General features: G+C 70.7%; 19 protein-coding genes. 16 read left to right on the top strand and 3 right to left on the bottom strand.

The window, feature by feature from the left end; all coding sequences use genetic code 11:
* Positions 1 to 4 precede the first annotated feature (4 nt).
* Positions 5 to 1456, top strand: coding sequence for an NADP-dependent phosphogluconate dehydrogenase (gene gndA / locus ACWDUM_RS21895; protein WP_450116803.1), 1452 nt, complete (start codon positions 5 to 7; stop codon positions 1454 to 1456).
* Between the two features lie 53 nt (positions 1457 to 1509).
* Here gndA and ACWDUM_RS21900 read toward each other — a convergent pair whose 3' ends face one another.
* Complete coding sequence (locus tag ACWDUM_RS21900; RefSeq protein ID WP_450135578.1) at positions 1510 to 1986, bottom strand: DUF4262 domain-containing protein; 477 nt, start codon at positions 1984 to 1986, stop codon at positions 1510 to 1512.
* Positions 1987 to 2190: 204 nt separating this feature from the next.
* Between ACWDUM_RS21900 and ACWDUM_RS21905 the strand changes: the two genes are divergently transcribed.
* From ACWDUM_RS21905 to ACWDUM_RS21945, 9 genes are all read left to right on the top strand, one after another.
* Positions 2191 to 3702: an FAD-dependent oxidoreductase gene (locus ACWDUM_RS21905; protein WP_450135579.1), complete on the top strand. Its 1512-nt coding sequence runs from the start codon at positions 2191 to 2193 to the stop codon at positions 3700 to 3702.
* An 86-nt stretch (positions 3703 to 3788) separates the two neighbouring features.
* Positions 3789 to 5087 (top strand): DEAD/DEAH box helicase, encoded by a 1299-nt coding sequence (locus ACWDUM_RS21910; protein ID WP_450135580.1) that lies wholly within the window; start codon positions 3789 to 3791, stop codon positions 5085 to 5087.
* Positions 5088 to 5091: 4 nt separating this feature from the next.
* Positions 5092 to 6015 (top strand): DMT family transporter, encoded by a 924-nt coding sequence (locus tag ACWDUM_RS21915; protein WP_450135581.1) that lies wholly within the window; start codon positions 5092 to 5094, stop codon positions 6013 to 6015.
* Positions 5976 to 7415 (top strand): GMP reductase, encoded by a 1440-nt coding sequence (gene guaB1, locus ACWDUM_RS21920; protein WP_450135582.1) that lies wholly within the window; start codon positions 5976 to 5978, stop codon positions 7413 to 7415. The genes ACWDUM_RS21915 and guaB1 overlap by 40 nt, the downstream gene beginning before the upstream one ends.
* 262 nt (positions 7416 to 7677) lie before the next feature.
* The gene (locus ACWDUM_RS21925) at positions 7678 to 9084 is read left to right on the top strand and encodes a hemolysin family protein (RefSeq protein WP_450135583.1); all 1407 of its coding nucleotides are present in this window, start codon (positions 7678 to 7680) and stop codon (positions 9082 to 9084) included.
* Positions 9077 to 10165, top strand: coding sequence for a hemolysin family protein (locus tag ACWDUM_RS21930; protein ID WP_450135584.1), 1089 nt, complete (start codon positions 9077 to 9079; stop codon positions 10163 to 10165). The genes ACWDUM_RS21925 and ACWDUM_RS21930 overlap by 8 nt, the downstream gene beginning before the upstream one ends.
* Positions 10162 to 11055, top strand: a complete 894-nt coding sequence (locus tag ACWDUM_RS21935) for a 3-methyladenine DNA glycosylase (RefSeq protein ID WP_450135585.1) — start codon at positions 10162 to 10164, stop codon at positions 11053 to 11055. The genes ACWDUM_RS21930 and ACWDUM_RS21935 overlap by 4 nt, the downstream gene beginning before the upstream one ends.
* A 10-nt stretch (positions 11056 to 11065) precedes the next feature.
* Positions 11066 to 11695, top strand: a complete 630-nt coding sequence (locus ACWDUM_RS21940) for an FMN-binding negative transcriptional regulator (RefSeq protein ID WP_450135586.1) — start codon at positions 11066 to 11068, stop codon at positions 11693 to 11695.
* Between the two features lie 209 nt (positions 11696 to 11904).
* The gene (locus ACWDUM_RS21945; RefSeq protein WP_450135587.1) at positions 11905 to 12513 is read left to right on the top strand and encodes a PaaI family thioesterase; all 609 of its coding nucleotides are present in this window, start codon (positions 11905 to 11907) and stop codon (positions 12511 to 12513) included.
* Here the strand turns inward: ACWDUM_RS21945 and ACWDUM_RS21950 are convergent.
* Entirely contained in the window at positions 12499 to 13281 is a 783-nt protein-coding gene (locus tag ACWDUM_RS21950; RefSeq protein ID WP_450135588.1) for a class I SAM-dependent methyltransferase, read from the bottom strand. The genes ACWDUM_RS21945 and ACWDUM_RS21950 overlap by 15 nt on opposite strands.
* Before the next feature lie 129 nt (positions 13282 to 13410).
* Between ACWDUM_RS21950 and ACWDUM_RS21955 the strand changes: the two genes are divergently transcribed.
* Entirely contained in the window at positions 13411 to 14043 is a 633-nt protein-coding gene (locus tag ACWDUM_RS21955; RefSeq protein WP_450116815.1) for a PaaI family thioesterase, read from the top strand.
* A 27-nt stretch (positions 14044 to 14070) separates the two neighbouring features.
* Here the strand turns inward: ACWDUM_RS21955 and ACWDUM_RS21960 are convergent, their stop codons facing one another.
* A complete protein-coding gene (locus ACWDUM_RS21960) occupies positions 14071 to 15120 on the bottom strand; it encodes a lipoate--protein ligase family protein (RefSeq protein ID WP_450135589.1) in 1050 nt (349 codons plus the stop codon).
* A 132-nt stretch (positions 15121 to 15252) separates the two neighbouring features.
* Here ACWDUM_RS21960 and ACWDUM_RS21965 point away from each other — a divergent pair, with 132 nt between their 5' ends.
* The 5 genes from ACWDUM_RS21965 to ACWDUM_RS21985 all read left to right on the top strand — a co-directional run bounded on the left by ACWDUM_RS21965 (position 15253) and on the right by ACWDUM_RS21985 (position 23353).
* Positions 15253 to 15726: a hypothetical protein gene (locus ACWDUM_RS21965; protein WP_450135590.1), complete on the top strand. Its 474-nt coding sequence runs from the start codon at positions 15253 to 15255 to the stop codon at positions 15724 to 15726.
* Positions 15727 to 15887: 161 nt separating this feature from the next.
* Positions 15888 to 17702: a multicopper oxidase family protein gene (locus tag ACWDUM_RS21970; RefSeq protein ID WP_450135591.1), complete on the top strand. Its 1815-nt coding sequence runs from the start codon at positions 15888 to 15890 to the stop codon at positions 17700 to 17702.
* A gap of 376 nt (positions 17703 to 18078) precedes the next feature.
* A complete protein-coding gene (locus ACWDUM_RS21975) occupies positions 18079 to 20274 on the top strand; it encodes a malate synthase G (RefSeq protein ID WP_450135592.1) in 2196 nt (731 codons plus the stop codon).
* Positions 20275 to 20401: 127 nt separating this feature from the next.
* A complete protein-coding gene (locus tag ACWDUM_RS21980) occupies positions 20402 to 22189 on the top strand; it encodes a substrate-binding domain-containing protein (protein ID WP_450135593.1) in 1788 nt (595 codons plus the stop codon).
* A gap of 3 nt (positions 22190 to 22192) precedes the next feature.
* Positions 22193 to 23353: a metallophosphoesterase gene (locus ACWDUM_RS21985; protein WP_450135594.1), complete on the top strand. Its 1161-nt coding sequence runs from the start codon at positions 22193 to 22195 to the stop codon at positions 23351 to 23353.
* The last annotated feature ends 119 nt before the right edge of the window (positions 23354 to 23472 follow it).

Raw genomic sequence — 23472 nt, forward strand, 5'->3', positions numbered from 1 at the left:
CCGCATGACCGACAACACCTCCTCGACTGCGCGGGCCCAGATCGGCGTCACCGGACTTGCCGTGATGGGTTCGAACATTGCCCGCAACTTCGCTCGCCACGGGCACACGGTTGCCCTGCACAACCGCAGCGTCGCCAAGACCGACGCCCTGATCGCCGAGCACGGCGCCGAAGGCGACTTCGTCCGCACCGAGACCGTGGAGGAGTTCGTCGCGGCTCTGCAGCGGCCGCGGCGCGTGCTGATCATGGTCAAGGCCGGCGAGGCGACCGACGCGGTGATCGAGGAGCTCGCGGCGGCGATGGAGCCCGGCGACATCATCATCGACGGCGGAAATGCGTTGTTCACGGACACCATTCGTCGTGAGTCCTCGCTCCGCGAGCGTGGCCTGCACTTCGTCGGCGCCGGCATCTCCGGCGGCGAGGAGGGTGCACTGAACGGGCCGTCGATCATGCCCGGCGGCCCGAAGGAGTCCTACGAGTCCCTCGGCCCGCTGCTGGAGTCCATCGCCGCGGTCGTGGACGGCACGCCGTGCTGCACGCACATCGGCCCGGACGGCGCGGGACACTTCGTGAAGATGGTGCACAACGGCATCGAGTACGCCGACATGCAGCTGATCGGCGAGGCGTACCACCTGTTCCGCGACGCGCTGGGCTTCGACGCCGCGCAGGTCGCGAAGGTGTTCGGCGAGTGGAACACCGGCGAGCTGGAGTCGTACCTGATCGAGATCACCGCCGAGGTGCTCTCGCAGGTGGACGCGAAGACCGGCAAGCCGCTGGTGGACGTGATCGTCGATGCGGCCGAGCAGAAGGGCACCGGACGCTGGACGGTGAAGTCGGCGCTCGATCTCGGCGTCCCCGTCACCGGTATCGCCGAGGCCGTGTTCGCGCGCGCCCTCTCGGGCTCGCGCGAGCAGCGCAAGGCCGCGCAGGGGCTGGCGTCGGGCGTGCTGGGTGACAAGCCCACCGATGCGGAGCAGTTCACCGAGGACATCCGCCGCGCGCTGTACGCGTCGAAGATCGTTGCGTACGCGCAGGGCTTCGACCAGATCCGTGCCGGCAGCGTCGAGTACAACTGGGACCTCACCCCCGGGGACATGGCCACCATCTGGCGCGGCGGCTGCATCATCCGGGCGCGATTCCTGAACCGGATCAAGGAGGCGTACGACACCAACCCGGAGCTGACGTCCCTGATCGTCGAGCCGTACTTCAAGGATGCGATCGAGAACGCGATCGACTCGTGGCGTCGCGTGGTCGCGACCGCGACGATGCTGGGCATCCCGGTTCCGGCGTTCTCCTCGTCGCTGTCGTACTACGACGGCCTGCGCGCCGAGCGGCTGCCGGCCGCGCTGACGCAGGGGCAGCGGGACTTCTTCGGTGCACACACCTACGAGCGCACCGACCGCCCCGGCAAGTTCCACACCCTCTGGAGCGGCGACCGCAGCGAAGTCGAGGCCTGAGCGACGTGAACACGCGGCCCCGGGGCACCCGCCCCGGGGCCGCTGACGCACCGTCAGGACGCCAGGCTCCCGCCCGCCGGCATGCCGAGCAACGGTTGCACCACGTCGCCGCCCGGTTCCCCCTCCCACGGCAGCCGGCCGGCGCAGTCCGCCCACACGGCCTGCAGGGCGCGCACCCGGCGACGCCCGTAGAGGTCGGTGGCTCGCAGCAGCCACTGTTCGGGCCGGCGCACCTCGACGAGATACACGTCGAGCCCGCCCACGGTGAACGTGTCCCCCGCCGCCAAGGGCGGCCCGTCTCCCATCAGGGAGCAGAGACCGCCCAGGACTTCGGCCGACTGATCGGCGACCCGGCCGGTGATCACCAGCTCGGGCCACTCCTTCGCGGTCAGTCCCACCGAGTAGCAGTAGGCCGGATGTATCCCGCTTTCGTCGATCGCCGATTGCACGTACTGCAACGCCCAGCCGTACCGCTGGATCACCCGCCGCAGGTCCTTGCGAAGTCGCGCAGGCGACTTCCCGTCACACATCTCGCACATCTGACCACACCCCCATCGCTCGAATAATCGAAACTGTGTTCGAGTTTCGAGTGTGCCCCGGGGCACCGACACGATTCATGTCCCCCGTACCCGTGTGCGCCAACGCCCGGCGGTGACGCTTGCCGAACCGAGTAGTCTGATGTTGCTGTCGCCGTCGAGGTGATCACACGCACAAGGCACCGTGGGGAGGTCCCGGTGACCGAAGCACATCCACCGGACTCGAATCCGGCACACGATGCGAAGACAAGGCCGAACGCGCAGGCCAGGCCGGAGATCTGCGATGTCTGCATCGTCGGTGCCGGTATCGCAGGCCTCAATGCCCTGTTCGTCGCCGGCCGGTATCTGACCCGCGATCAGCGAGTCATTCTGATCGAACGCCGCCAACGTGTGGGCGGCATGTGGGTGGACACCTACCCGTATGTACGCCTGCATCAACCGCACGGCATGTTCACCGCCGGCAACATCGCCTGGACACTCGACCGCAGCCCGTCCTACTTGGCCACCAAGGACGAGGTGCTCGACCACTTCGAACACTGCCTCGACGTGATCAAGGAGCACGTGCGGGTTGACGAATTCTTCGGCTGGTCCTTCGACTCCTGCGACGAATCCGACGGGATCGTGCGGATCTCCTGCAGCTCGCCCGACGGGCGGCGACAGGTCGTCCTGGCGAAGCAACTGATCAAGGCCTACGGCTTCGACGTCACACCGAACGATCCACTCGCGGTGTCGAGTTCCCGGGTCCGATCGGTGTCCCCCGACCACTGCGACGTACGCGTGGGAGAGATGCGGGAGACCGCCACACCGGTCTGGGTGATCGGTGGCGGCAAGACCGCGATGGACACCGCGTACGCACTCGTCACCGAGTATCCGGGCCGGGAGGTGAACCTGGTGGCCGGCGACGGCACGTACTTCATCCGCCGCGACCGGACCTTCCCGCTCGGGGCCCGGCGTTGGTGGCGCGGCCCCCTACCCAACGCCGTGGCCGCGGAGACGGCGCGACGATTCGACGGAACAAACGAGATGGACGTCGCGCGTTGGCACTGCGCAGAACACGGCATCAGTCTCGTCCCGGGGGCCCGAAACTTCCTGCTGGGCATCCTGTCGGAATCGGAGAACAGGGCGATCGCCGCCGGCGTGAACGACGTGATCATGGATCGGTTCGTGGACGCCGTCGATCGCGACGGCGCCACCGATCTCGTGCTCCGGAGCGGCGCGACGAAGACGATCGAACCGGGAAGCTGGATCGTGAACTGCACGGGGTACGTGAGGTTCGACCGACCCTACGAGCCTTACATCTCCGGCACGGGGTCGGTCGTGTCGGTACAGGCGCGCTCCGCGATCCTCCACCTGCCGTCGTTCATGGGCTACTACCTTGCGCACCTGTTGTTCTCGGGCAGGATTCGCGAGATCCCGCTGTACGAACTCGACGTGGGTGGCCTGCTGAGAAATGGCGGGAAGCCGGTGTTCTCCTACACCGTGATGACGCTGGCGATGTACAACCTCGGCCTCATTGCAGACGCACTGCCGTCCCGAGTGTTACGCGACTGCGGGCTCAACTTCGACCGCTGGTATCCGATGCATCGCCAACTGCAGGGGGCAGCGCGGTTCGCGGTCACCAGTCACCGGGACCGCGAGCACCACCGCCGGACGTTGGACACAGTTGGTGAGCGGTTCGACATCCGGTGCGGCCCGCTGATCCAGGCCTGAACACCGCGTCCAGGTCGGAACGTCGGTTCGGGTGTCGGTAGTGTCGACCTGCGACGATCACTCGTTCCCGGCTTCCAGGAGATTCCATGCCCACCTTCGCCGACCTCGGCCTGCCCGCGACGCTGGTGCAGTCCCTGAGGCGCGAGCAGATCGTCGACCCCTTCCCGATCCAGGCGCTGGTGATCCCGGACATCCTCACCGGCCGTGACGTGCTCGGCCGCGGCCCGACCGGTTCCGGCAAGACCCTCGCGTTCGGCCTGCCGATGCTCCTGCGCCTGAAGGGCTCGTTCAGCGCCCCGAAGCGGCCTCGAGGGCTGGTGCTCGCCCCGACCCGGGAGTTGGCGACGCAGATCGAGCGGGCCCTCGACGAGTCCGCGCTCGCGCTGGGACTGCGGCTGGCGTCCGCGACCGGAGGGGTCGCGACCAAGGGCCAGGCCCAGCGACTCGCGCGCGGGGTGGACCTGCTCGTCGCGACGCCGGGGCGGGCGCTGGACCTGCTGCGGCAGGATGCGCTCGCACTGGACGACGTGGTGGTCACCGCGATCGACGAGGCGGACCACCTCGCGGAGATCGGCTTCCTTCCGGAGGTGACCGCGATCCTGGACCTCACCCCGGAATCTGGTCAGCGGCTGTTGTTCTCGGCAACCCTCGACGAGGACGTGGACACCCTGGTGCGCCGCTACCTGCACGACCCCGTCACCCACGCGACCGCGGCCGCCGCGGCGCCGGTGTCCGCCGGCGACCACCACGTGCTGTTCGTCGACCGGACGGACAAGGCCGCGGTGGTGGCGGAGATCGCGTCCCGTCCCGGCAAGACGTTGCTGTTCGTGCGCACCCAGCACGGCGTGGACCGCCTGGTCGCACAGCTCGCCGCGGTCGGGGTGCGGGCCGGGACCCTGCACGGCGGCAAGTCGCAGGCCTTCCGCAGGCACGCGCTGTCGGCGTTCACGTCGGGGCAGGTCCCGGTGCTGGTCGCCACGGACGTCGCGGCGCGCGGGATCCACGTCGACGACGTCTCCCTGGTCGTGCACGTCGATCCGCCGGCGGACCCGAAGGACTACCTGCACCGCGCGGGCCGCACCGCACGCGCCGGTGCGGAGGGGCGGGTGGTGACGCTGGTGACCGAGGACCAGCACGACGAGGTCGCGTCGGTGATGACCCGGGCCGGGGTCGATCCGGAGGGTGTCCCGGTCCGGCCCGGCAGCCGAAAGCTGGTGGCGCTGACCGGTGCCCGCCGACCGTCCGGGGTGCCGGTCCGGGACGAGGTCCCCCGCCCCGAGCCGACGGCGACCGCGGCCCGGCCCGCGCGCGGCGGGCGGCCCGCCTCCCGGAACGCCCCGTCGGGTCGATCCCGAGGACAACAGCGGCGCGGCAGAGGAAGCTGAGTGCATGCCCGACCTGCCGCTGCCGGCCATCGTCTGCGCTCTCGTGGGGGCGCTGCTGTTCGCGGTCGGCTCGGTGGCACAGCAGTCCGCGGCTGCGGGCGTCGAGGAGGGCGACGCCCTGCTGGGCGAACTGGTGCGCTCCCCACGCTGGTGGGTCGGTGTGGGCGGCGACCTGGGCGGCTACGTCTTCCAGGCCACGGCCCTCGGGTTGGGGTCGGTGCTGGTGGTCCAGCCGCTGATCGTGAGCACGCTGCTGTTCGCGCTACCGATGTCGGCGCGATTCGCGGGCACCCGGATGACGACCCGAACGTGGGTGACGGCGATCGCGTTGGCCGCGTCGCTGGCGGTCTTTCTGGTCGTCGGCAACCCGACCGAGGGCACGGTGACGGCGACCCTGCGGCACTGGGCGATTCCACTGACCGTGGTGGTCGGCGGCTGTGTGCTGGCGGTCGCGGTGGCACTGACCCGGATCCCGTCGGGTCCCCGCGCACTGCTGCTGGGTTCGGCGTGTGGCGCGATGTACGGCGTGGCGGTCGCGTTGACGAAGCCGGTGCTCGACGAGTTCGCGCACGGCCCGGCGGCGGTGCTGACGTCGTGGGAGCTGTGGGCCCTCGCGGCCGCCGGGGCCACCGGGTTCTACCTGCAGCAGCGTGCGTTCCAGGCCGGGTCGCTGGCCGCGTCGCTGCCGGCGATCACGATCGGTGAGCCGCTCGTCGCCGCCTACCTCGGATTCACCGTGCTCGGCGAGCGACTGCGGACAGATCCCCTCGGTGTGGTGGTGGTCGTCGCGGCGGTGATCGTCATGGTCGTCACCACGATCGCGCTGTCCCGGTCGCAGGCGCACGCGAGCGCGGGCGGACCGGCCGCGGAGCCGGTAGCGTCCGAGGCGTGCGCTTCCTCGACGGACAGACCCCGCCCTACGACCTGACCTACGACGACGTGTTCCTGGTGCCCAGCCGCACCGACGTGACGTCCCGGTTCGACGTGGACCTCGCCAGCAGGGACGGATCCGGCACCACGATCCCGATCGTGGTGGCGAACATGACCGCGGTCGCGGGCCGTCGGATGGCCGAGACGGTCGCGCGGCGCGGCGGCATCGTCGTCATCCCGCAGGACGTGCCGGCGGCCGCGGTCGCGGAGACCGTCGCGTTCGTCAAGAGCAGGCACCTCGTCGCGGACACCCCGGTCACCCTCGGCCCGGACGCCTCCGTCTCGGACGCGCTGGCGCTGTTGCCGAAGCGGGCGCACGGCGCGGTGGTCGTCGTCGACGGCGATCGACGCCCCGTCGGGGTGGTGACCGAGGCGGCCTGCGCCGACGTCGACCGGTTCACCCGCCTGAGCGCGGTGGCCGTCACCGACTTCGCGGTCGCGCCGGTCACTGCGTCGGCGCGGGAGGTGTTCGGACTCCTCGAGTCGCGGCACGATCCGATCGCGGTGATCGTCGACGGCGACGGACGCCTGGAGGGCGCGCTGACGCGGACCGGCACCATCCGGGCCGGCATATACGCCCCGGCCCTCGACGCCGACGGCCGGCTGCGCATCGCGGCGGCGGTCGGCATCAACGGCGACGTGGTGGCGAAGGCGAAGGCCCTGGTCGACGCGGGTGCCGACGTGCTGGTGATGGACACCGCGCACGGGCACCAGGAGAAGATGCTCGAGGCGCTGGCTGCCGTTGCGGCGCTGGACCTCGGGGTGCCGCTGGCCGCGGGCAACGTCGTCTCCGCCGCCGGCACCCGGGACCTGGTCGCCGCCGGCGCGAGCATCGTCAAGGTCGGGGTCGGCCCCGGCGCGATGTGCACCACCCGGATGATGACCGGGGTCGGGCGCCCGCAGTTCTCGGCGGTCGCCGAATGCGCGGCGGCGGCACGCGAACTCGGCGCCCACGTGTGGGCCGACGGCGGCGTGCGGCATCCCCGCGACGTCGCGCTGGCGCTCGCGGCGGGCGCGTCGAACGTGATGATCGGCTCGTGGTTCGCGGGCACCTACGAATCGCCGGGCGACCTGCGGTTCGACGAGGAGGGCAACGCCTACAAGGAGAGCTTCGGGATGGCGAGCAAGCGGGCGGTCGCGGCCCGCACCGCGTCGGACAGCGGGTTCGACCGGGCCCGCAAGGCGCTCTTCGAGGAGGGCATCTCCAGTTCCCGGATGCGCCTGGATCCGGTCATGCCGGGCGTCGAGGACCTGATCGACCACATCTGTGCCGGGGTGCGCAGCACCTGCACCTATGCCGGGGCACGCACCATCGAGGAACTGCACGACAAGGCGGTGCTCGGGGTGCAGTCGGCAGCGGGGTTCGCGGAGGGGCGGCCGCTCCCGGCGGGGTGGTGACGGGGTCCGGTCACGGCGAGGCCGCCACGTGACGCGGCTCGCCGTGACCGGACATATCGCCGGCTGTCGGTAGAATGGTTCTCTCGACCAGTGTGCGCCCGGGTCAGCCGGGCACGACGAAAGGACCAAGGTGCCCGAGGCACCCACTTTGACCCGCGACGCCGAGTCCGGCGACGACAGCTCCACGACGGAGGGCTCCTCTACCGAGCCGGGCGACAAACCCGGCGACCCCTCCCCGACCCCCGTACGGGGGCGATAGACCATGCAGATCGCAGTGACAATCGTCAGCCTGCTCGGGTTCCTCGCCCTGACCGCGGGAACCGCCGTGTTCGTGGCGGCGGAGTTCTCCCTGACCGCGCTCGAGCGCAGCACGGTCGACGCGCATGCCCGCGACGGCGATCGCCGCGCGCGTCAGGTCCAGCACGCGCACCGCACCCTCTCGTTCCAGCTGTCCGGCGCTCAGCTGGGCATCACGATCACCACCCTGATCACCGGCTACATCGCCGAACCCGTTCTCGCTCAACTGATCACGCCCGGCCTCAAGGCCGTGGGCGTCTCCGAGTCGGTGGCGTCGGGCATCTCGCTGGCGCTGGCGCTGATCATCGCGACGTCGCTGTCGATGGTGTTCGGCGAACTGGTCCCGAAGAACCTGGCCATCGCGCACCCGCTGGCCACCGCGCGCGCCACCGCGGGCCTGCAGGCGTGGTTCTCGACGGTGTTCCGGTGGGCGATCAACGGACTCAACGGCACCGCCAACTGGGTGGTGCGCCGGCTCGGTGTCGAACCGGCCGAGGAACTCCGGTCCGCGCGTTCGCCGCAGGAGCTGGGCTCGCTGGTCCGCATCAGTGCCCGCAGCGGCACCCTGGACCCGGGCACGGCGCTGCTGGTGGACCGGTCGCTGCGGTTCGGTGAGCGCACCGCGGAGGAACTGATGACCCCGCGCGTGAAGATCGAGACCCTCGACCTGCACGACACCGTCGCCGACCTGATCGACGCCGCGTCCCGCACCGGGTTCTCCCGGTTCCCCGTCGTCGACGGTGACCTCGACGACACCATCGGCGTCGTGCACGTCAAGCACGCCTTCACCGTGCCCGCGTCCTCGCGTGCGACCACCCAGCTGATGGTGCTCGCGCAGAAGGTGCCCGTGGTGCCGTCCAGCCTGGACGGCGACGCACTGATGGAGCAGGTCCGTGCCGACGGCATGCAGGTCGCGCTGGTCGTCGACGAGTACGGCGGTACCGCAGGCCTGGTGACCATGGAGGATCTGATCGAGGAGATCGTCGGTGACGTCCGCGACGAGCACGACGATCCGGAGATCGACGTCCAGCGCAGCGGCGACGGCTGGATCTGCGCGGGCCTGCTGCGGATCGACGAGGTCCGGCAGGCCACCGGGTACGCGGCCCCCGAAGGCGAGTACGACACCCTCGGCGGGCTGGTGCTCGCGCGGCTGGGCCGGATCCCGGAGGTCGGCGACGAGGTGGTGCTGCCCGATCCCGACGGCTCCGATGTCCGGCGCGCGGTCGGCGGCGACGCCTCGGCCGGGGGCTGGATGGCCCGCGTCACCGAGATGGACGGCCGGCGGATCGACCGGGTCGTGCTGACCCCGGTCCCCGCGGAGACGATCGCGGCGCACGTGCTGCGCACCGGCCAGGAGGCGGACGATGAATGACCTGCTGGCCGTCGCGCTGACGGTTCTCCTGCTGGCGGGCAACGCGTTCTTCGTTGCGGCCGAGTTCGCCCTGATCTCGGCGCGCCGTGACCGCCTCGAGGCGCTCGTGGCGCAGGGCAAGACCCGGGCCCGTACCGTGATCCGGGCCGGTGAGCACCTGTCGCTGATGCTGGCGGCAGCCCAGCTGGGCATCACGATCTGTTCGATTCTGCTCGGCCGGGTCGGCGAGCCGGCCATCGCGCACCTGATCGAGAAGCCCCTCGACCTGGTCGGCCTGCCGGACCAGCTGCTGCACCCGATCGCGTTCACGATCGCGCTGGCCCTCGTGGTGGTCCTGCACATCCTGCTCGGCGAGATGGTGCCGAAGAACATCGCGATCGCCGGACCGGAGCGGGCCGCGATGCTGCTCGTGCCGATCCACCTGGGCTTCATCAAGCTGGCGAAGCCGCTGATCGCGTTCTACAACTGGTGCGCGAACTCGGTCCTGCGCCTGCTGCGGGTCGAGCCGAAGGACGAGCTCGACACCACCGTCTCCGAGATCGAGCTGACGGAGATGATCGGCGAGTCCCGCTCGGAGGGGCTGATCGACGCGGAGGAGCATCGCCGGCTGACGCAGGCGCTGCACACCACCGGACGGACCGTCTCGGACGTGCTGATCCCCCTCGACAAGGTCCGGACGGTGCCGCTGACGGACCGCGGCACCACCCTCGGCGCGATCGAGAGGGCGGTCGTCGAGACCGGCTACTCGCGCTACCCGGCGGCCCTGCCGGACGGCACCCTCGCCGGCTACCTGCACCTGAAGGACGTGCTCGACGAGGTGCTCGACGAGTCCGCCGGACCGGACACGGTCGTCCCGCGCGCCGATGTGCGGCCGTGGCCGCGACTGCAGGTCCAGACACCGCTGGACGAGGCCCTCGCCGTGCTGCGGCGGGCGAGCAGTCACCTCGGTGAGGTGGTCGACGCCGACGGCCGGTGCCTGGGCATCGTGGCGCTCGAGGACCTGGTCGAGGAGTTCGTCGGCACCGTCCGTGACGGCACCCACCGGATCACCGACGCCGTGCCCGGCCAGCGGACGCCGTGACACAGGTCCGGACGCGGCTCGGCGGTCCGCTCGTTCTCGCCGAGGACGAGTGGACCGCCGCGCGGGACGCCCACCAGGCCCGGGTGGACGCGCTGATCGGTCCGCATCTGGGTCGGCAGGCCCGCGGGGTGAAGCACCCGGTGGTGGACTTCCTGTTCACCTACTACAGCCTGCGGCCGGCGCAGCTGCGCCGGTGGCATCCCGGCTTCGGGGTGCTGCTCGCCGGGCCGTCGGCCCGCGACTACGCGGAGTTCTCCGGGTACCGCGAACAGGGTGACGGGGTGGGTGCCGACCCGGCCCTGCTCGACCGGCGACGCTCGATGCTCGAGTTCACCGAGCGGGTGCTGGCGGGGACCGCGTCCCGGCCCGCGCAGCTCGGCTGCTTCGGCCTGCACGAGTGGGCGATGGTGTACCGCGGCGGCGAGGAGGCGGTGCGCCATTCCGGCGTCCCGCTGCGGCTCGGCCCCGACGGCACCGACGCCGTCGTCGAGTCGATGAACCTGCGCTGCACGCACTACGACGCGTTCCGGTTCTTCACCCCGGATGCGGTGGGCCGCAACGATGTTCCCCTGTCCCGTGACGATCAGGCGGTCCGCGAGCAGCCGGGCTGCCTGCACGCGGGCATGGACCTGTACAAGTGGTGTTACAAGCTGGTGCCACTGGTCGACTCGGACCTGCTGCTGCGCTGCTTCGAGCTGGCGATGGCCGCACGGGAACTCGACATGCGGGCCAGCCCGTACGACCTGCGTGAGCTCGGGTACGGCCCGGTTCCGATCGAGACGCCGTCCGGCCGCGCCGAATACGTGCGCGCGCAGTCCGCGCTCGCCGAGCGGGCGGCGCCGCTGCGGGCCGAACTGCTGGACACGTGCCGGGCCCTCCTCGACCGATAGGGTCTGGTCCGTGTACACACCCGCAGCATTCGCCCTGACCGAGGACGAGACCGCGTCGGCTCTGCGCCGCGGCGGTTTCGCGCACCTGGTCAGCGCCGGGCCCGGCGGGCTGCTGACCACCTCGCTGCCGCTGCTCTACGACGAGTCGCGGCACGCCATGGTCGGGCACATGGCGCGGGCGAATCCGCACTGGCGTGACGGCGCCGACGCGCAGACGGTCGCGATCTTCTCCGGCGTGCACGGATACGTCTCCCCTCGCTACTACCCGGCGACGGCGCCGACGACGCGGATGGCGCCCACCTGGAACTACGAGATCCTCACGGTGCACGGGCGGCTGGTCGTCCACGACGACCCGGACTGGCTGCGCACGCACGTCACGGCGATGACCGAGGAGCACGAGCGCGGACGCGACAAGCCGTGGCGGGTGACCGAGGTCGAGGAGGAGAACGTGACGGCGATGCTGCGCGCCATCGTCGGCCTGGAACTGCCGATCGAGCGGGTCGAGGCCAAGGCGAAACTGAGCCAGAATCAGCCCGACCGGAATCGGCAGGCCGTGATCGACGCGCTGGCGGTGTCGGACGATCCGGGTGACCACGCGCTCGCGCACCGGATGACCGCGGAGCAGCCACGGAATCCCTGACCGCCGCCGAATCGCTGTCCACCGCGGTGGACCCGAACGAGAACATGAGCCCGGAGGACGTCGACCTTCTCGAACTCGAGGATCCGGCCGTCGACGGCGGATGAGCCCGCGTCACATCCCGGCGTGCGAGAACCTGGTCCGATCGCCGAGCGGCAGCAGCTAGATTCGGGCGCGAGGAATCCGATCGTCCCCGAGCGAAAGCAGCGCAGGTGAATCTCACCCACGAAGACATCGACCGCGACGAGCACGAGCGGCGCAAGGCGCTGTACGGCCCGCTCGCGGAGGCGGTGCGCGAGCTCGTCGACGCGACCATCCGCACCGAGGTCGAGGATGAGGTGATCCGCGAGGTGCATGCGGAGGTCGTCGCCGCCACCGCGAAGCTGCGCACGAGGCAGCTCGAGGGCGCGTTCGGGATGCGGATGACCGCCACGGGCGAGACGTACTCGTGGGGCAACGCCGGTGTGGGACTGCGCAACGCCGTCGCGCCGCCGCTGGTGATCGAGCGCGACGACACCGGTCGGCACTGGACGGACGTCACCCTCGGTGCCGCGTACGAGGGCCCGCCCGGCCTCGTGCACGGCGGTATCTGCGCGCTGGTCCTCGATCACGTGCTCGGCATGACGGGTAGCGCGGAGGAGCGCCGCCTCACGGGCACCCTGACGCTGCGTTACCTGCGCGGCACCCCACTCGGGCCGTTGCACTGCGAGGCGCAGGTGGTGAGCGTGGACGGGCGGAAAGCGACGGTGCGCGGCACCCTCTCCGACGCCGAGGGCGTCACGGTGGAGGCGGAGGGAATCTTCGTCTCACCCTCCCGGTAGCCGACCGGGGACGGTGGCCCGCGCGTACCAGGCGCGGGCGTCGAGCGTGAACGGGCCGTCCGGGAGCTCGGCCCGGCACGCGTCGCGTACCGCCCGCTGCCCCTCCCTCGACAGCTCCCGCAGGTACTGGCCGGCCGGACCGACCGCGAAGGTGAAGGGTTGCCAGAAGTCGTCGAAGTCGAGGTAGCCGACCCGGGCGGTGAGCGCACCGGAGACCACCTCCGACAGTCCGGCGCGGCGCATCCGCGCGGCGATGTCACCCTCGGCGGTTCCCGCCATCGCGGACTCGCCAACGGCGTCGGGGTCGTGGATGCGTACCGCCGTCCAGAACAGGCGGAGCATGGTCATGCCGCCGGCGGTGGTGTCCCACATGCAGGCGGCGACGGCGCCCCCGGGCCGGGTCACGCGGGCCATCTCGCGCACCCCGCGGTCGGGATCGCGCATGAATCCGACCACGAGCGCGGACATCGTGGCATCGAATCGTCCACTCTCCCAGGGCAACTGCTCCGCGACCCCCTCCCGCACGTCCGCTCCCGGGTTCCGCTGACGGCAGGCCGCGACGAACTGCGGCGCCGGATCGATCGCGGCGACGTTCGAGGCTCCGACCCGGGCCACGAGTTCCCGGGTGAGCGCGCCCGGGCCGCAGCCGACATCGCAGACGTGCCAACCGGAGGCCACCCCGGCCGCGTCGGCGAGCGCGGGCGCCAGAGACGCCCCGTAGCGTCCCATGTAGCGGTCGTACTGCTCCGCCGGTGCGGCGAACTGCATGTCGCCAATCAACCGCGCCTGCGGCGCACCGTCAAGTGCTGGACAGCACCGGCGCACCCGCCTAGATTCACACAACAGTCCAGACAGTTGTCCAGAACATCGGTTTGTCCAGAAAACTTGGGAGGTTCGGTGCGGTTCACGCTCGAGGACATCGACGCCGAGGAGATCACCCGCCGCGAGACGGTCTACGGCCCGCTCGCGAACGCGGTTCGCGAGCTGATCGACGCAACGATCCGCACCGAGGTCGACGAGGACTCGATCCGTGAGGTGGAGGACCAGATCCGGTCCGCGACCGCGCGACTGCGCGACCGTCAGATCGACGGCCCCTTCGGGGTGCGTTTCACCCAGGACGGCCACCCCATGCCGTGGGGCAACGCCGTCGTCGGCTTGCGCAACGCCGTCGCTCCCCCGCTGACACTCGAGCGGCACCCGGACGGCTCCTGCACGAGCGAGTTCACCCTGGGCGCCGCCTACGAGGGCCCGCCCGGGCACGTGCACGGCGGCATCTGTTCCCTGGTGCTCGACCACATCCTCGGCATGGCCGCCGCACCCGCCGACAAGCCGAGCTTCACCGGCACGCTGACCCTGCGCTTCCGCCGGGCCACCCCACTGGGACCGCTGCGCGCCGAGGCCCACATCGACCGGGTCGAGGGCGTGAAGACCTTCGTCGTGGGAACCCTCTCCGACGGCGACGGCGTCACCGTCGAGGCCGAGGGCGTGTTCATCCTGCCCGCGTGGGCACGGGAGGCCACCGAAGGCTGACCGGCACTCCGCCCGAGCGTGAGGCGGTCACGGCACCCGGTGGGTCCACTCCGCGGCCGCGAACTTGGTCCGCACCAGCTCCCGCGCGGCGTCCAGTTCGGCGTCGGTGTAGACGCCCGGTCGGGTGTCGTAGCGGGCGCGGAAGTGCGCGGTGAAGGCGGCGATGATGTCGGCGCGGGCCATGCCGGTCTGCGAACGCATCGGATCGACCCGCTTGCCGGAGCTCGTGATGCCCTTGTCGGAGATCTTCTCCCGTCCGATACGCAGCACCTCGGTCATCTTGTCGGCATCGATGTCGTACGCCATGGTCACGTGGTGCAGCACCGCCCCGGCCGAGAACCGCTTCTGCGCGGCACCGGCGATCTTGCCCTGTTCGGAGGCGATGTCGTTGAGCGGCACGTAGCGAGCCTTGATGCCGACGTCGGCGAGCGCGCCCATCACCCACTGGTCGAGGAATTCGTACGAGCGCTCGAAGCTCAGACCGTCGACCAGCGACGTCGGCACCGAAAGGGAGTACGTGATGCAGTTGCCGGGCTCCATGAACATCGCGCCGCCACCGGAGATGCGGCGGACGATCCCGATGCCGTGCCGGGCCGCGGCGTCCTCGTCGACCTCGTTGCGCACCGACTGGAAGGACCCGAGCACCACCAGCGGCGAATCCCAGTCCCAGAACCGCAGGGTGGGAGGGCGCGTGCCTGCGGCCACCTCCCTGGTGATCACCTCGTCGAGTGCGACGTGCAGCGCCGGATCGAGCACCACGGGTTCGATCACGTCGAAGGTGTGGTCGTGCCAACTGGTGGCATGGCCGAGCGCGCGGCGGATCGCGACACCGACGGACTCGGGCGTGAATCCGATCATCGACACGTCGTCGCCGATCTTCTCCGAGATCGCCCGGCCGAGCCGAGCGGCGTCGGCCGTCGCGGGAAGGCCGGTCACCGCGGCGGTGATGTCCCCGAGCGCCTCGTCCGGCTCGAGGAAGAAATCTCCGGACAGCGACACCCGCGACAGGTGCCCGTCGCCCACCTCGACATCGACCACCACGAGTTTGCCACCGGGAACCTTGTACTCACCACGCATGACCGTCAACCCTAGGCGAGTCGGTCCCGGGGTCCGCCGCGCCGGGTCCCGACGGGCAGGACCGGACACACCGGACCGTCCGGGCAACCTCTACGTTGACTGCGGAAGAGGCGCGGCGAGAGGAACGGTGGGATGACGGACGTGACACGGGACGCGGTGGAGGATCTCCAGGCGACGATGTTCGACCTGCTCGGCCGAATCGCCGCGCTGGAGCAGGACGTGTTCCGCACCGTCGGAGGCGGCGGTCCGGAGTTCGAGGCCGCGCATCGTGCCGTCGTCGACTTCGCCGAGTTCACGCTGCGACCGTGGCATCGGGCGGTCGAGGAGTCGCTGTATCCGGCGGCGGCGCCCGTGACGCGGGCCCAGTTGCTGGTCGAGGGCCTGCTCGGCGAGTGGCAGATGGTCGAGCAGGCCTACTCGCGGCTCTCGTGCGTGAGTACGGACCGAGTGCGGGTCGCCGCCGACATCAGCTCCCTGCGAGTCCTGCTGGTGGCGTTGCTCGGCAAATGCATGGACCTGCTGGTTCCCGCGCTCGCCGAGGACGGCGTTCCCCTCGCCGACGCGGCCGGGAAGGTGGCGGTGTCGGTGACGGAGCAGCATCGATAGGGCGGCCGCACGACAGGTCACGGACGGTCGAGCCGAAGGCAGATGTGGCGGCCACGGCTCGGCCCGCCGTGACGCATTACGCCCTGCGACGTCGGCCGCTTGAGTAACATCCGCATGAGCTGGATCCCACGGATGTCGTCACGCAGCCAAGGAGTTCGACGATGGAGCTCTCACGACGTGGATTCTTCGGTCTGGCAGGCTCGGTCGCCGCTGTCGGCTGGCTGGGCGCACCGTCGGCCTCCGCCAGGCCGGGTGTGCCGATACCCCCACCACCGGTCCCGATCCCGGACCTGCCGCCGGCGGGCCCGTTTCCGCTGAACTTCGCGTCGCCGCCACTCCGCCGCTTCGTCACCGACCTGCCGCGCCTGCCGACCGCCGCGGCGTCGGGAACGCTCACCGCGCAGTCCAGCATTCACACGTACCACCCGGATCTTCCTGCGACGACGGTCCTCGGCTACCACGACGGCATCCTCGGCCCCACTCTCGAGGCCCGTCTCGACGTGCCGACGACGGTGTCGTTCGTCAATTCGATCGACGTCAATCCTCTGGGCGACGCCGTCGATCTGACGATGGAGGGTGCCACCGAGGAGGATCGGACGAATCCGCGGACGACGGTGCACCTGCACGGCGCCCGGAGCCGACCCGACTCGGACGGGCATCCGTTGATCACGTGGCGGCGTGGCGGTGTACAGACCAACCACTACGCCAACGACCAGGAGGCCGCGACCCTCTGGTACCACGACCACGCAATGGCGAACACCCGCCTGAACGTGCAGGCCGGACTCGCCGGGTTCTATCTGCTGCGCGACGAGTTCGACACCGGCCGCGCCGACAATCCCCTGGGCCTGCCTGCCGGGGAGTTCGAGGTGCCGATCGTGGTGCAGGACCGCACCTTCAACGCCGACGGAACGCTGCAGCCGATGCTGGCCCGCTACGTGCCGAGCGGCTACAACCAGGGCGGCCAGTTCGGCGACGTCGCCGTGGTCAACGGAGTGGCGTGGCCACGGATGACGGTGCGGCGCACGCTGTATCGGCTGCGGCTGCTGCAGGGCTCGAACTCGCGCACCTACCGGTTCGCGTTCTCGAACGGGATGCCGTTCACGGTGATCGGTGGCGACCAGGGCCTGCTCGACGAGTCCGTCCGCACCGACCACGTCGTGATGACCTCCGGGGAGCGCGCCGACCTGCTGGTCGACTTCGCGGCGCTCGCGCCGGGCGAGTCGGTGACGCTGGTCAACACCGCCCTCAACAGCGTCGGCAATGCCGTGATCGCGATCCCGCCACTGCCCGAGATCATGCGCTTCGACGCGGATCGGGCCGTGGCCGAAACGGTCCGGGTGCCGGCGCGGCTGCGTGGCGGGCCGGGGCTCCCACCGGCGATCGCGCCCGCCACCACCGACGGTGTCGCCCGTACCCGGGTCATGACGTTCCTGGCACGCTTCGACCTGGACCGGACCGCCGCGGTGTTGCCGCTGATGGGCTCGATCAACAATCTGCCGTTCCTCACCGACGACATCGACGTCGCCGGGGCAGGGACGACGGAGATCTGGCACGTCGTCAACACCTTTCCGTTCGAACATCCGGTGCACCTGCACCTGGCCCGGTTCCGGGTCCTCGGCAGGCAGAAGCTGTGGACGGCCGGCTACATGGCGACCTGGCCCCCGCCGCTCGAGGACGGCGTCCGCTGGGCGCCGGACCCGGCGCCGTTCCTCATCGGGGAGCGCGCGTCGCCGGCGTCCTGGGAGGCGGGCTGGAAGGACACCACGCTCGTCGAGTCGGACTCGGTGCTCACCCTGCTCGTGCACTGGCCCTCGGTCGCGGACCTCGGCTTCGATCCGGACGCGCCGATCCCTGTCCCGGCCGATGCTGCGGGCGGCCACGGCGACCACGAGGAGGTCCGCGGGTACACGTGGCACTGCCACAACCTCGAACACCAGGACCACGACATGATGCAGCAGATCCGGGTGCGCGGGTAGGAGCGCACCACCCGTACGCGCTTCGATCCGTGCGCACCGTTCGCCGCATCCTCGCGACCGCTCGCCGCTCCGGACCGGGACCCGACCGCCCGTGTCGCGGTGCCGCGTGTCCGAGATCCTGACCAAACCGTATGATCTGTTTCCGACGGCCGACTCGCCCGTCATGATCGAGACCGTGGCCGGACGCGCACCATACGTCCGCAACGGCCGGCGCCCACCTCACGCGCCTCAGCACCAGTGCTGTTTTCGTCGATTTCCGCCCCGGCTGCGGCCCGGCCCGATCTCCCCGGGAAGCTACCGCCGGGTAACATTGTTGTCGTCCCGTGTAGGCGTCCCGCTGGGCCGCCGCTGGTACCGGAAAAGTGAGGCTGTTCAAATGACTGAACGCGTGCAGGTCGGTGGTCTTCAGGTCGCCAAGGTGCTCTACGACTTCGTGAACAACGAGGCCCTTCCCGGCACCGGCGTGGACGCCGACGCCTTCTGGGCCGGCGCCGTGAAGGTGATCGAGGACCTCGCCCCCAAGAACAAGGCACTGCTGGCAAAGCGTGACGACCTGCAGGCACAGATCGACGGCTGGCACCGCGAGCGCGCCGGACAACCGCACGACGCCGCCGCATACAAGGCCTTCCTGCAGGAGATCGGCTACCTCCTGCCGACGCCCGAGCCGTTCCAGGTCACCACCGCGAACGTGGACGCCGAGATTGCCACCACCGCAGGCCCGCAGCTGGTCGTGCCGGTGCTCAACGCCCGCTTCGCACTGAACGCCTCCAACGCCCGCTGGGGCTCGCTGTACGACGCGCTGTACGGCACCGACGCGATCTCCGAGGCCGGTGGCGCCGAGAAGGCGCCCGGAGGAAAGCCCGGCTACAACAAGGTTCGTGGCGACAAGGTCATCGCCTGGGCCCGCAACTTCCTCGACACCGCCGCCCCGCTCGCGAAGGGCACCCACGCCGACGCCACCCGCTACTTCGTCGACGGCACCGAGCTGAGGATCGAGCTCGGCTCCGAGGTCGTCACCACCCTCGCGCAGCCGGAGAAGTTCGTCGGCTACCTCGGCGAGAAGGACACGCCGACGTCGGTGCTGCTGCGCAACAACGGCCTGCACGCCGAGATCCAGATCGACGCCACCTCTCCGATCGGCTCGACCGACGCCGCCGGCGTCAAGGACGTCGTGCTCGAGTCCGCGATCACCACGATCATGGACTTCGAGGACTCGGTCGCGGCCGTCGACGCCGACGACAAGGTCGTCGGCTACCGCAACTGGCTCGGCCTGAACCGCGGCGACCTGTCCGAATCGTTCGACAAGGGCGGCAAGACCCTCACCCGCACCCTGAACGGCGACCGCACCTACACCGCCGTCGACGGCTCCGAGCTGACCCTGCACGGCCGGTCGCTGCTGTTCGTCCGCAACGTCGGTCACCTGATGACCAACCCGGCGATCCTCGACGCCGACGGGGGCGAGGTGCCCGAGGGCATCCTCGACGCCCTGGTCACCAGCGCGTGCGCGGTCCACGGCCTGACCATCGACGAGGCCCACGGCCCGCTGGACAACAGCCGCACCGGCTCGATCTACATCGTCAAGCCGAAGCAGCACGGCCCCGAAGAGGTCGCGTTCACCACCGAACTGTTCGGTCGGGTCGAGCAGGTCCTCGACCTGCCCGCCAACACCCTCAAGGTGGGCATCATGGACGAGGAGCGCCGCACCACGGTGAACCTCGCCGCCTCGATCAAGGAGGCGTCCGAGCGGGTCGTGTTCATCAACACCGGCTTCCTCGACCGCACCGGCGACGAGATCCACACCTCCATGGAGGCCGGCGCGATGGTGCGCAAGGCCGAGATGAAGAAGCAGCGCTGGATCGCCGCCTACGAGGACTGGAACGTCGACACCGGCCTGGCCGCCGGTCTGCAGGGCAAGGCGCAGATCGGCAAGGGCATGTGGGCGATGACGGACCTGATGGCCGACATGCTCGAGCAGAAGATCGGCCACCCGAAGTCCGGCGCCAACACCGCGTGGGTGCCGTCCCCGACGGGTGCCACCCTGCACGCCACCCACTACCACCAGGTGGACGTGTTCGCGGTCCAGGACGAGCTGAAGGGCAAGCCGCGGGCCACCGTCGACGACATCCTCACCATCCCGCTCGCCCCGTCCACCGACTGGTCGGACGCCGAGAAGCGCGAGGAGCTCGACAACAACTGCCAGTCCATCCTCGGCTACGTGGTGCGCTGGATCGACGCCGGTGTCGGCTGCTCGAAGGTGCCGGACATCCACGATGTCGCTCTGATGGAAGACCGTGCGACGCTGCGGATCTCGAGCCAGCTGCTCGCCAACTGGCTGCGCCACAGCATCGTCACCGAGGCGGACGTCGTCGCCTCGCTCGAGCGGATGGCCCCGGTGGTGGACCGGCAGAACGCCGGCGACGCCACCTACCGGAACATGGCCCCGGACTTCGACTCCAACATCGCCTTCCAGGCGGCGAAGGAGCTGATCCTCGAGGGCGCCAAGCAGCCGAGCGGCTACACCGAGCCGATCCTGCACCGCCGCCGCCGCGAGTACAAGGCCGCCAACGCCTGATCCGGCTCGGTCGACCGACCCGCACCGCCGTCCGAGACCCTCGGACGGCGGTGCCGTCGTTCACGGCCGCCCCCGCGGCGACGCTCGTCCGTCAGGCATGTCTCCGGGCGTCCGTAGACTGGCCGCCGTGGGTCAACATCGCGGCAGTGGAGACGGCAGTGGCAGCGGCGGATTCCGGGGCGTCAGCAAAGGCCCGGTGATCGCCGTCGGCACGGTGCTCGTCCTCCTTCTCGCCGTGCTCGGCTGGTTCCAGTTGCGGGACAGGATCTCCGACCAGGGTGACCAGGCGGCCCGCACCTGCGTCGAGGGAGAGGCGAGCCTGAACGTCACCGCGGATCCCGACATCGCCGCGGTGGTCCGCGATCTCGCCGCCGGATACACCGACACCGCGCCGGTGGTCCGCGACCACTGCATCACCGTCACCGTCACGGACGAGCCGTCCCGGGTCACGGCCGACACGCTCGCCGCGAGCGCAGGCGGAGCATGGACTGGCCCGACTCCCGCACCGGCACTGTGGATTCCGCAGTCGAGCTGGTCGATCTCCACGTTGAACGCCCATCCCGGGATGATCGACGGGCAGCCGAAGCCGATCGCGTCCGCGGCGGTCGTCATCGCCGCGCCGACCGTGGTGGCGCAGGCGATGTCGCGCCCCCTCGTCGGATGGCAGGACCTGCCGCGCATGCAGTCCGATCCGGAGGCGTTGACGACGGCGGGACTGCCGCGCTGGGGCACACTCCAACTGGCGATGCCACCGGACTCCGAGCCGACGATGCTGGCCACCGAAGCCGTCGCAGCCGCGGTCGCCGGGGTAGGCGCGGGGCCGGTCACGGCCGAGCAGGCGTCGTCGCCTCCGGTCAGGTCGGCGGTGACCACCCTCGCCCGCGGCTCCGCGGCGATCCCCGATTCGCCGTCGACCACCGCGGACGCCCTGGCCGCCCTCGGCGCGCAGAAGGAGCCCCGCAGCGGTGCGCTGCACGCGGTCCCCGCCACCGAGCAGCAACTGGCCGCGGCGATCGCGGCGGGCGCGCAATTGCGTGAGGTCGTCCCCGCCGGCGCCACCCCGGTCGCCGACCACCCCGGTGCGGTCCTCGCGGCGGGCTGGACCGACGAGACCCAGCGCCGGGCCGCCGCCGACTTCGCCGACTTCCTCCGCCAACCCGAGCAGGTGGACGCGTTCGTCGCCGCCGGGTTCCGGGCCGGTGACCGTGCCCCGGCCTCGACACCGGAGGTCGCCTACGCGCCGATCCAGACCCCGCTGGTGCCTGCCGCCCCGGAGGTGTCCGCGGAACTGCGGCAGATGATCGCCGCGCCGACTCGGCCCGGCCGGACGACGCTGCTGCTCGACGTCTCGCGCTCGATGAGCAATGTCGAGGGGTCGGGCACCCGGCTGGCGAACACCGTCGCCGCGCTCACCGAGGCGGTCCGCGCCACCTCGGACGACGCGGAACTCGGCCTGTGGGTGTACTCGCGCGGCCTCGACGGGTCGAAGGCCTACAAGGTGCTCGTGACCACGGGACCGGTCGACGAGAGCGTCGGCGGTGTCCCGCGCAGGCAGGCGATCGCCGATGCTCTGGCGGCGGTGACGCCGGCCACCGCGACGTCCACGTACCCCTCGGTGCAGGCCGCCTACTCCAGCGCGGTGAGCAGCTATGCCGCGGACCGGCCGAACTCGGTGCTGCTGGTCACCGACGGACCCAACGACGACACCAGCATCAGCAGCAGCCAGTTCCTCCGGTCGATCGCAGGAACCGCAGACACGGCAGCACCCGTCCGCGTCGACGTCGTCACCATCGGCGAGAACTCCGACGCGACCACCCTCACCCAGCTGGCCGAACGGACCGGCGGGACGATGACGGCGGTGCCGAGTTCGGACGCACCGGAACTCGCGCAGGCATTCACGTCGATGATGCGCTGAGCAATGCTGCGGATCCTCCTGTTCGGTGTGCTCCTGGCGCTGCTCACCTGGTGGCTGTATCGGCGCCTGACCCGTCCGACCGCGCTGGGTGCCCACGGCCGACGCGCCGTCGCCACGGCCCTGGTCGTGCTCACGGCGCTGGCCGTTGTCGCGGCGGGCACCGGTGAGGTCGTCGATCCGACGTGGGCCAGGGTGCCTGCGTTCGCCGGTTGGGTGTGGCTGGCCGTGGTGCTGTACCTGACGCTCGGCCTCGCCGCGGTCGCGGTGGGCGCCGTTCTCGCACGACGGCTCCGGACGTCACGGGCCGACGACCCGCCCGCCGACCCGTCGCGGCGCCGCGTGCTGCAGGGCGCCACCGCCGCCGTGGTGGTCGGCTCGCTGGGCGCGGTTGGATACGGCGTCGCCGAGGCCGCCTCACCCCGCGCGGTCCAGGTCCGGATTCCGTTGCGCCGCCTGCCCGCCGAGTTCGCGGGCACCCGGATCGCGCTCGTGACGGACCTGCACGTCGGACCGGCACGCGGCGTCGAGTTCACCCGCCGCGTGGTCGACGCCGTCATGGCCCGGCAACCCGACCTGATCCTGCTCGGCGGCGACCTCGTCGACGGCACCGTCGCGAAGGTCGGCTCGGCGTTGACCCCGCTCGCGGATCTCCGTGCACCGCTGGGAGTCTTCGGGGTCAGCGGCAATCACGAGTTCTATGCCGGTGACGGTGGCCGCTGGCTCGACCTGTGGGACCGGCTCGGCATCCACACCCTGCGCAACTCACGCGTCGAGTTGCGACGCGGCGGAGCGGTGATCGACCTCGCCGGGGTGCACGACCACAGTTCACCCGCCCCGTTCGCGCCGGATCTGCCCGCCGCGTTGGCCGGCCGCGACCCGGAGCGCGCGGTCATCCTCCTCGCCCATCAGCCGAAGCAGGTGGAGCAGGCCGCCGAACTCGGCGTCGACCTGCAACTGTCCGGGCACACGCACGGCGGCCAGATGTGGCCGTTCCGCTATCTGGTGCCCCTGCAGCAACCATCGGTGACCGGACTCGACCGATTCGACGAGACCGTGCTCTACACCAGCCGCGGCGCGGGCGCGTGGGGGCCACCGGTACGGCTCGGGGCACCCCCGGAGATCACCTTCGCCGAACTGGTGCGAGGACCCGCGGGCGCAGGCTGAACACGCCCGGTGGACGTTCGGTGCACGAGCGGCACCGGGGCCCGTCCGGAACCGAATTCGGTTGTCCCGATTCGGGGCGTGGCACCCTCGGTTGATTGCTACCTTTCGAGAAAACCGGG

The organism is Rhodococcus sp. NPDC003322, from assembly GCF_053589555.1.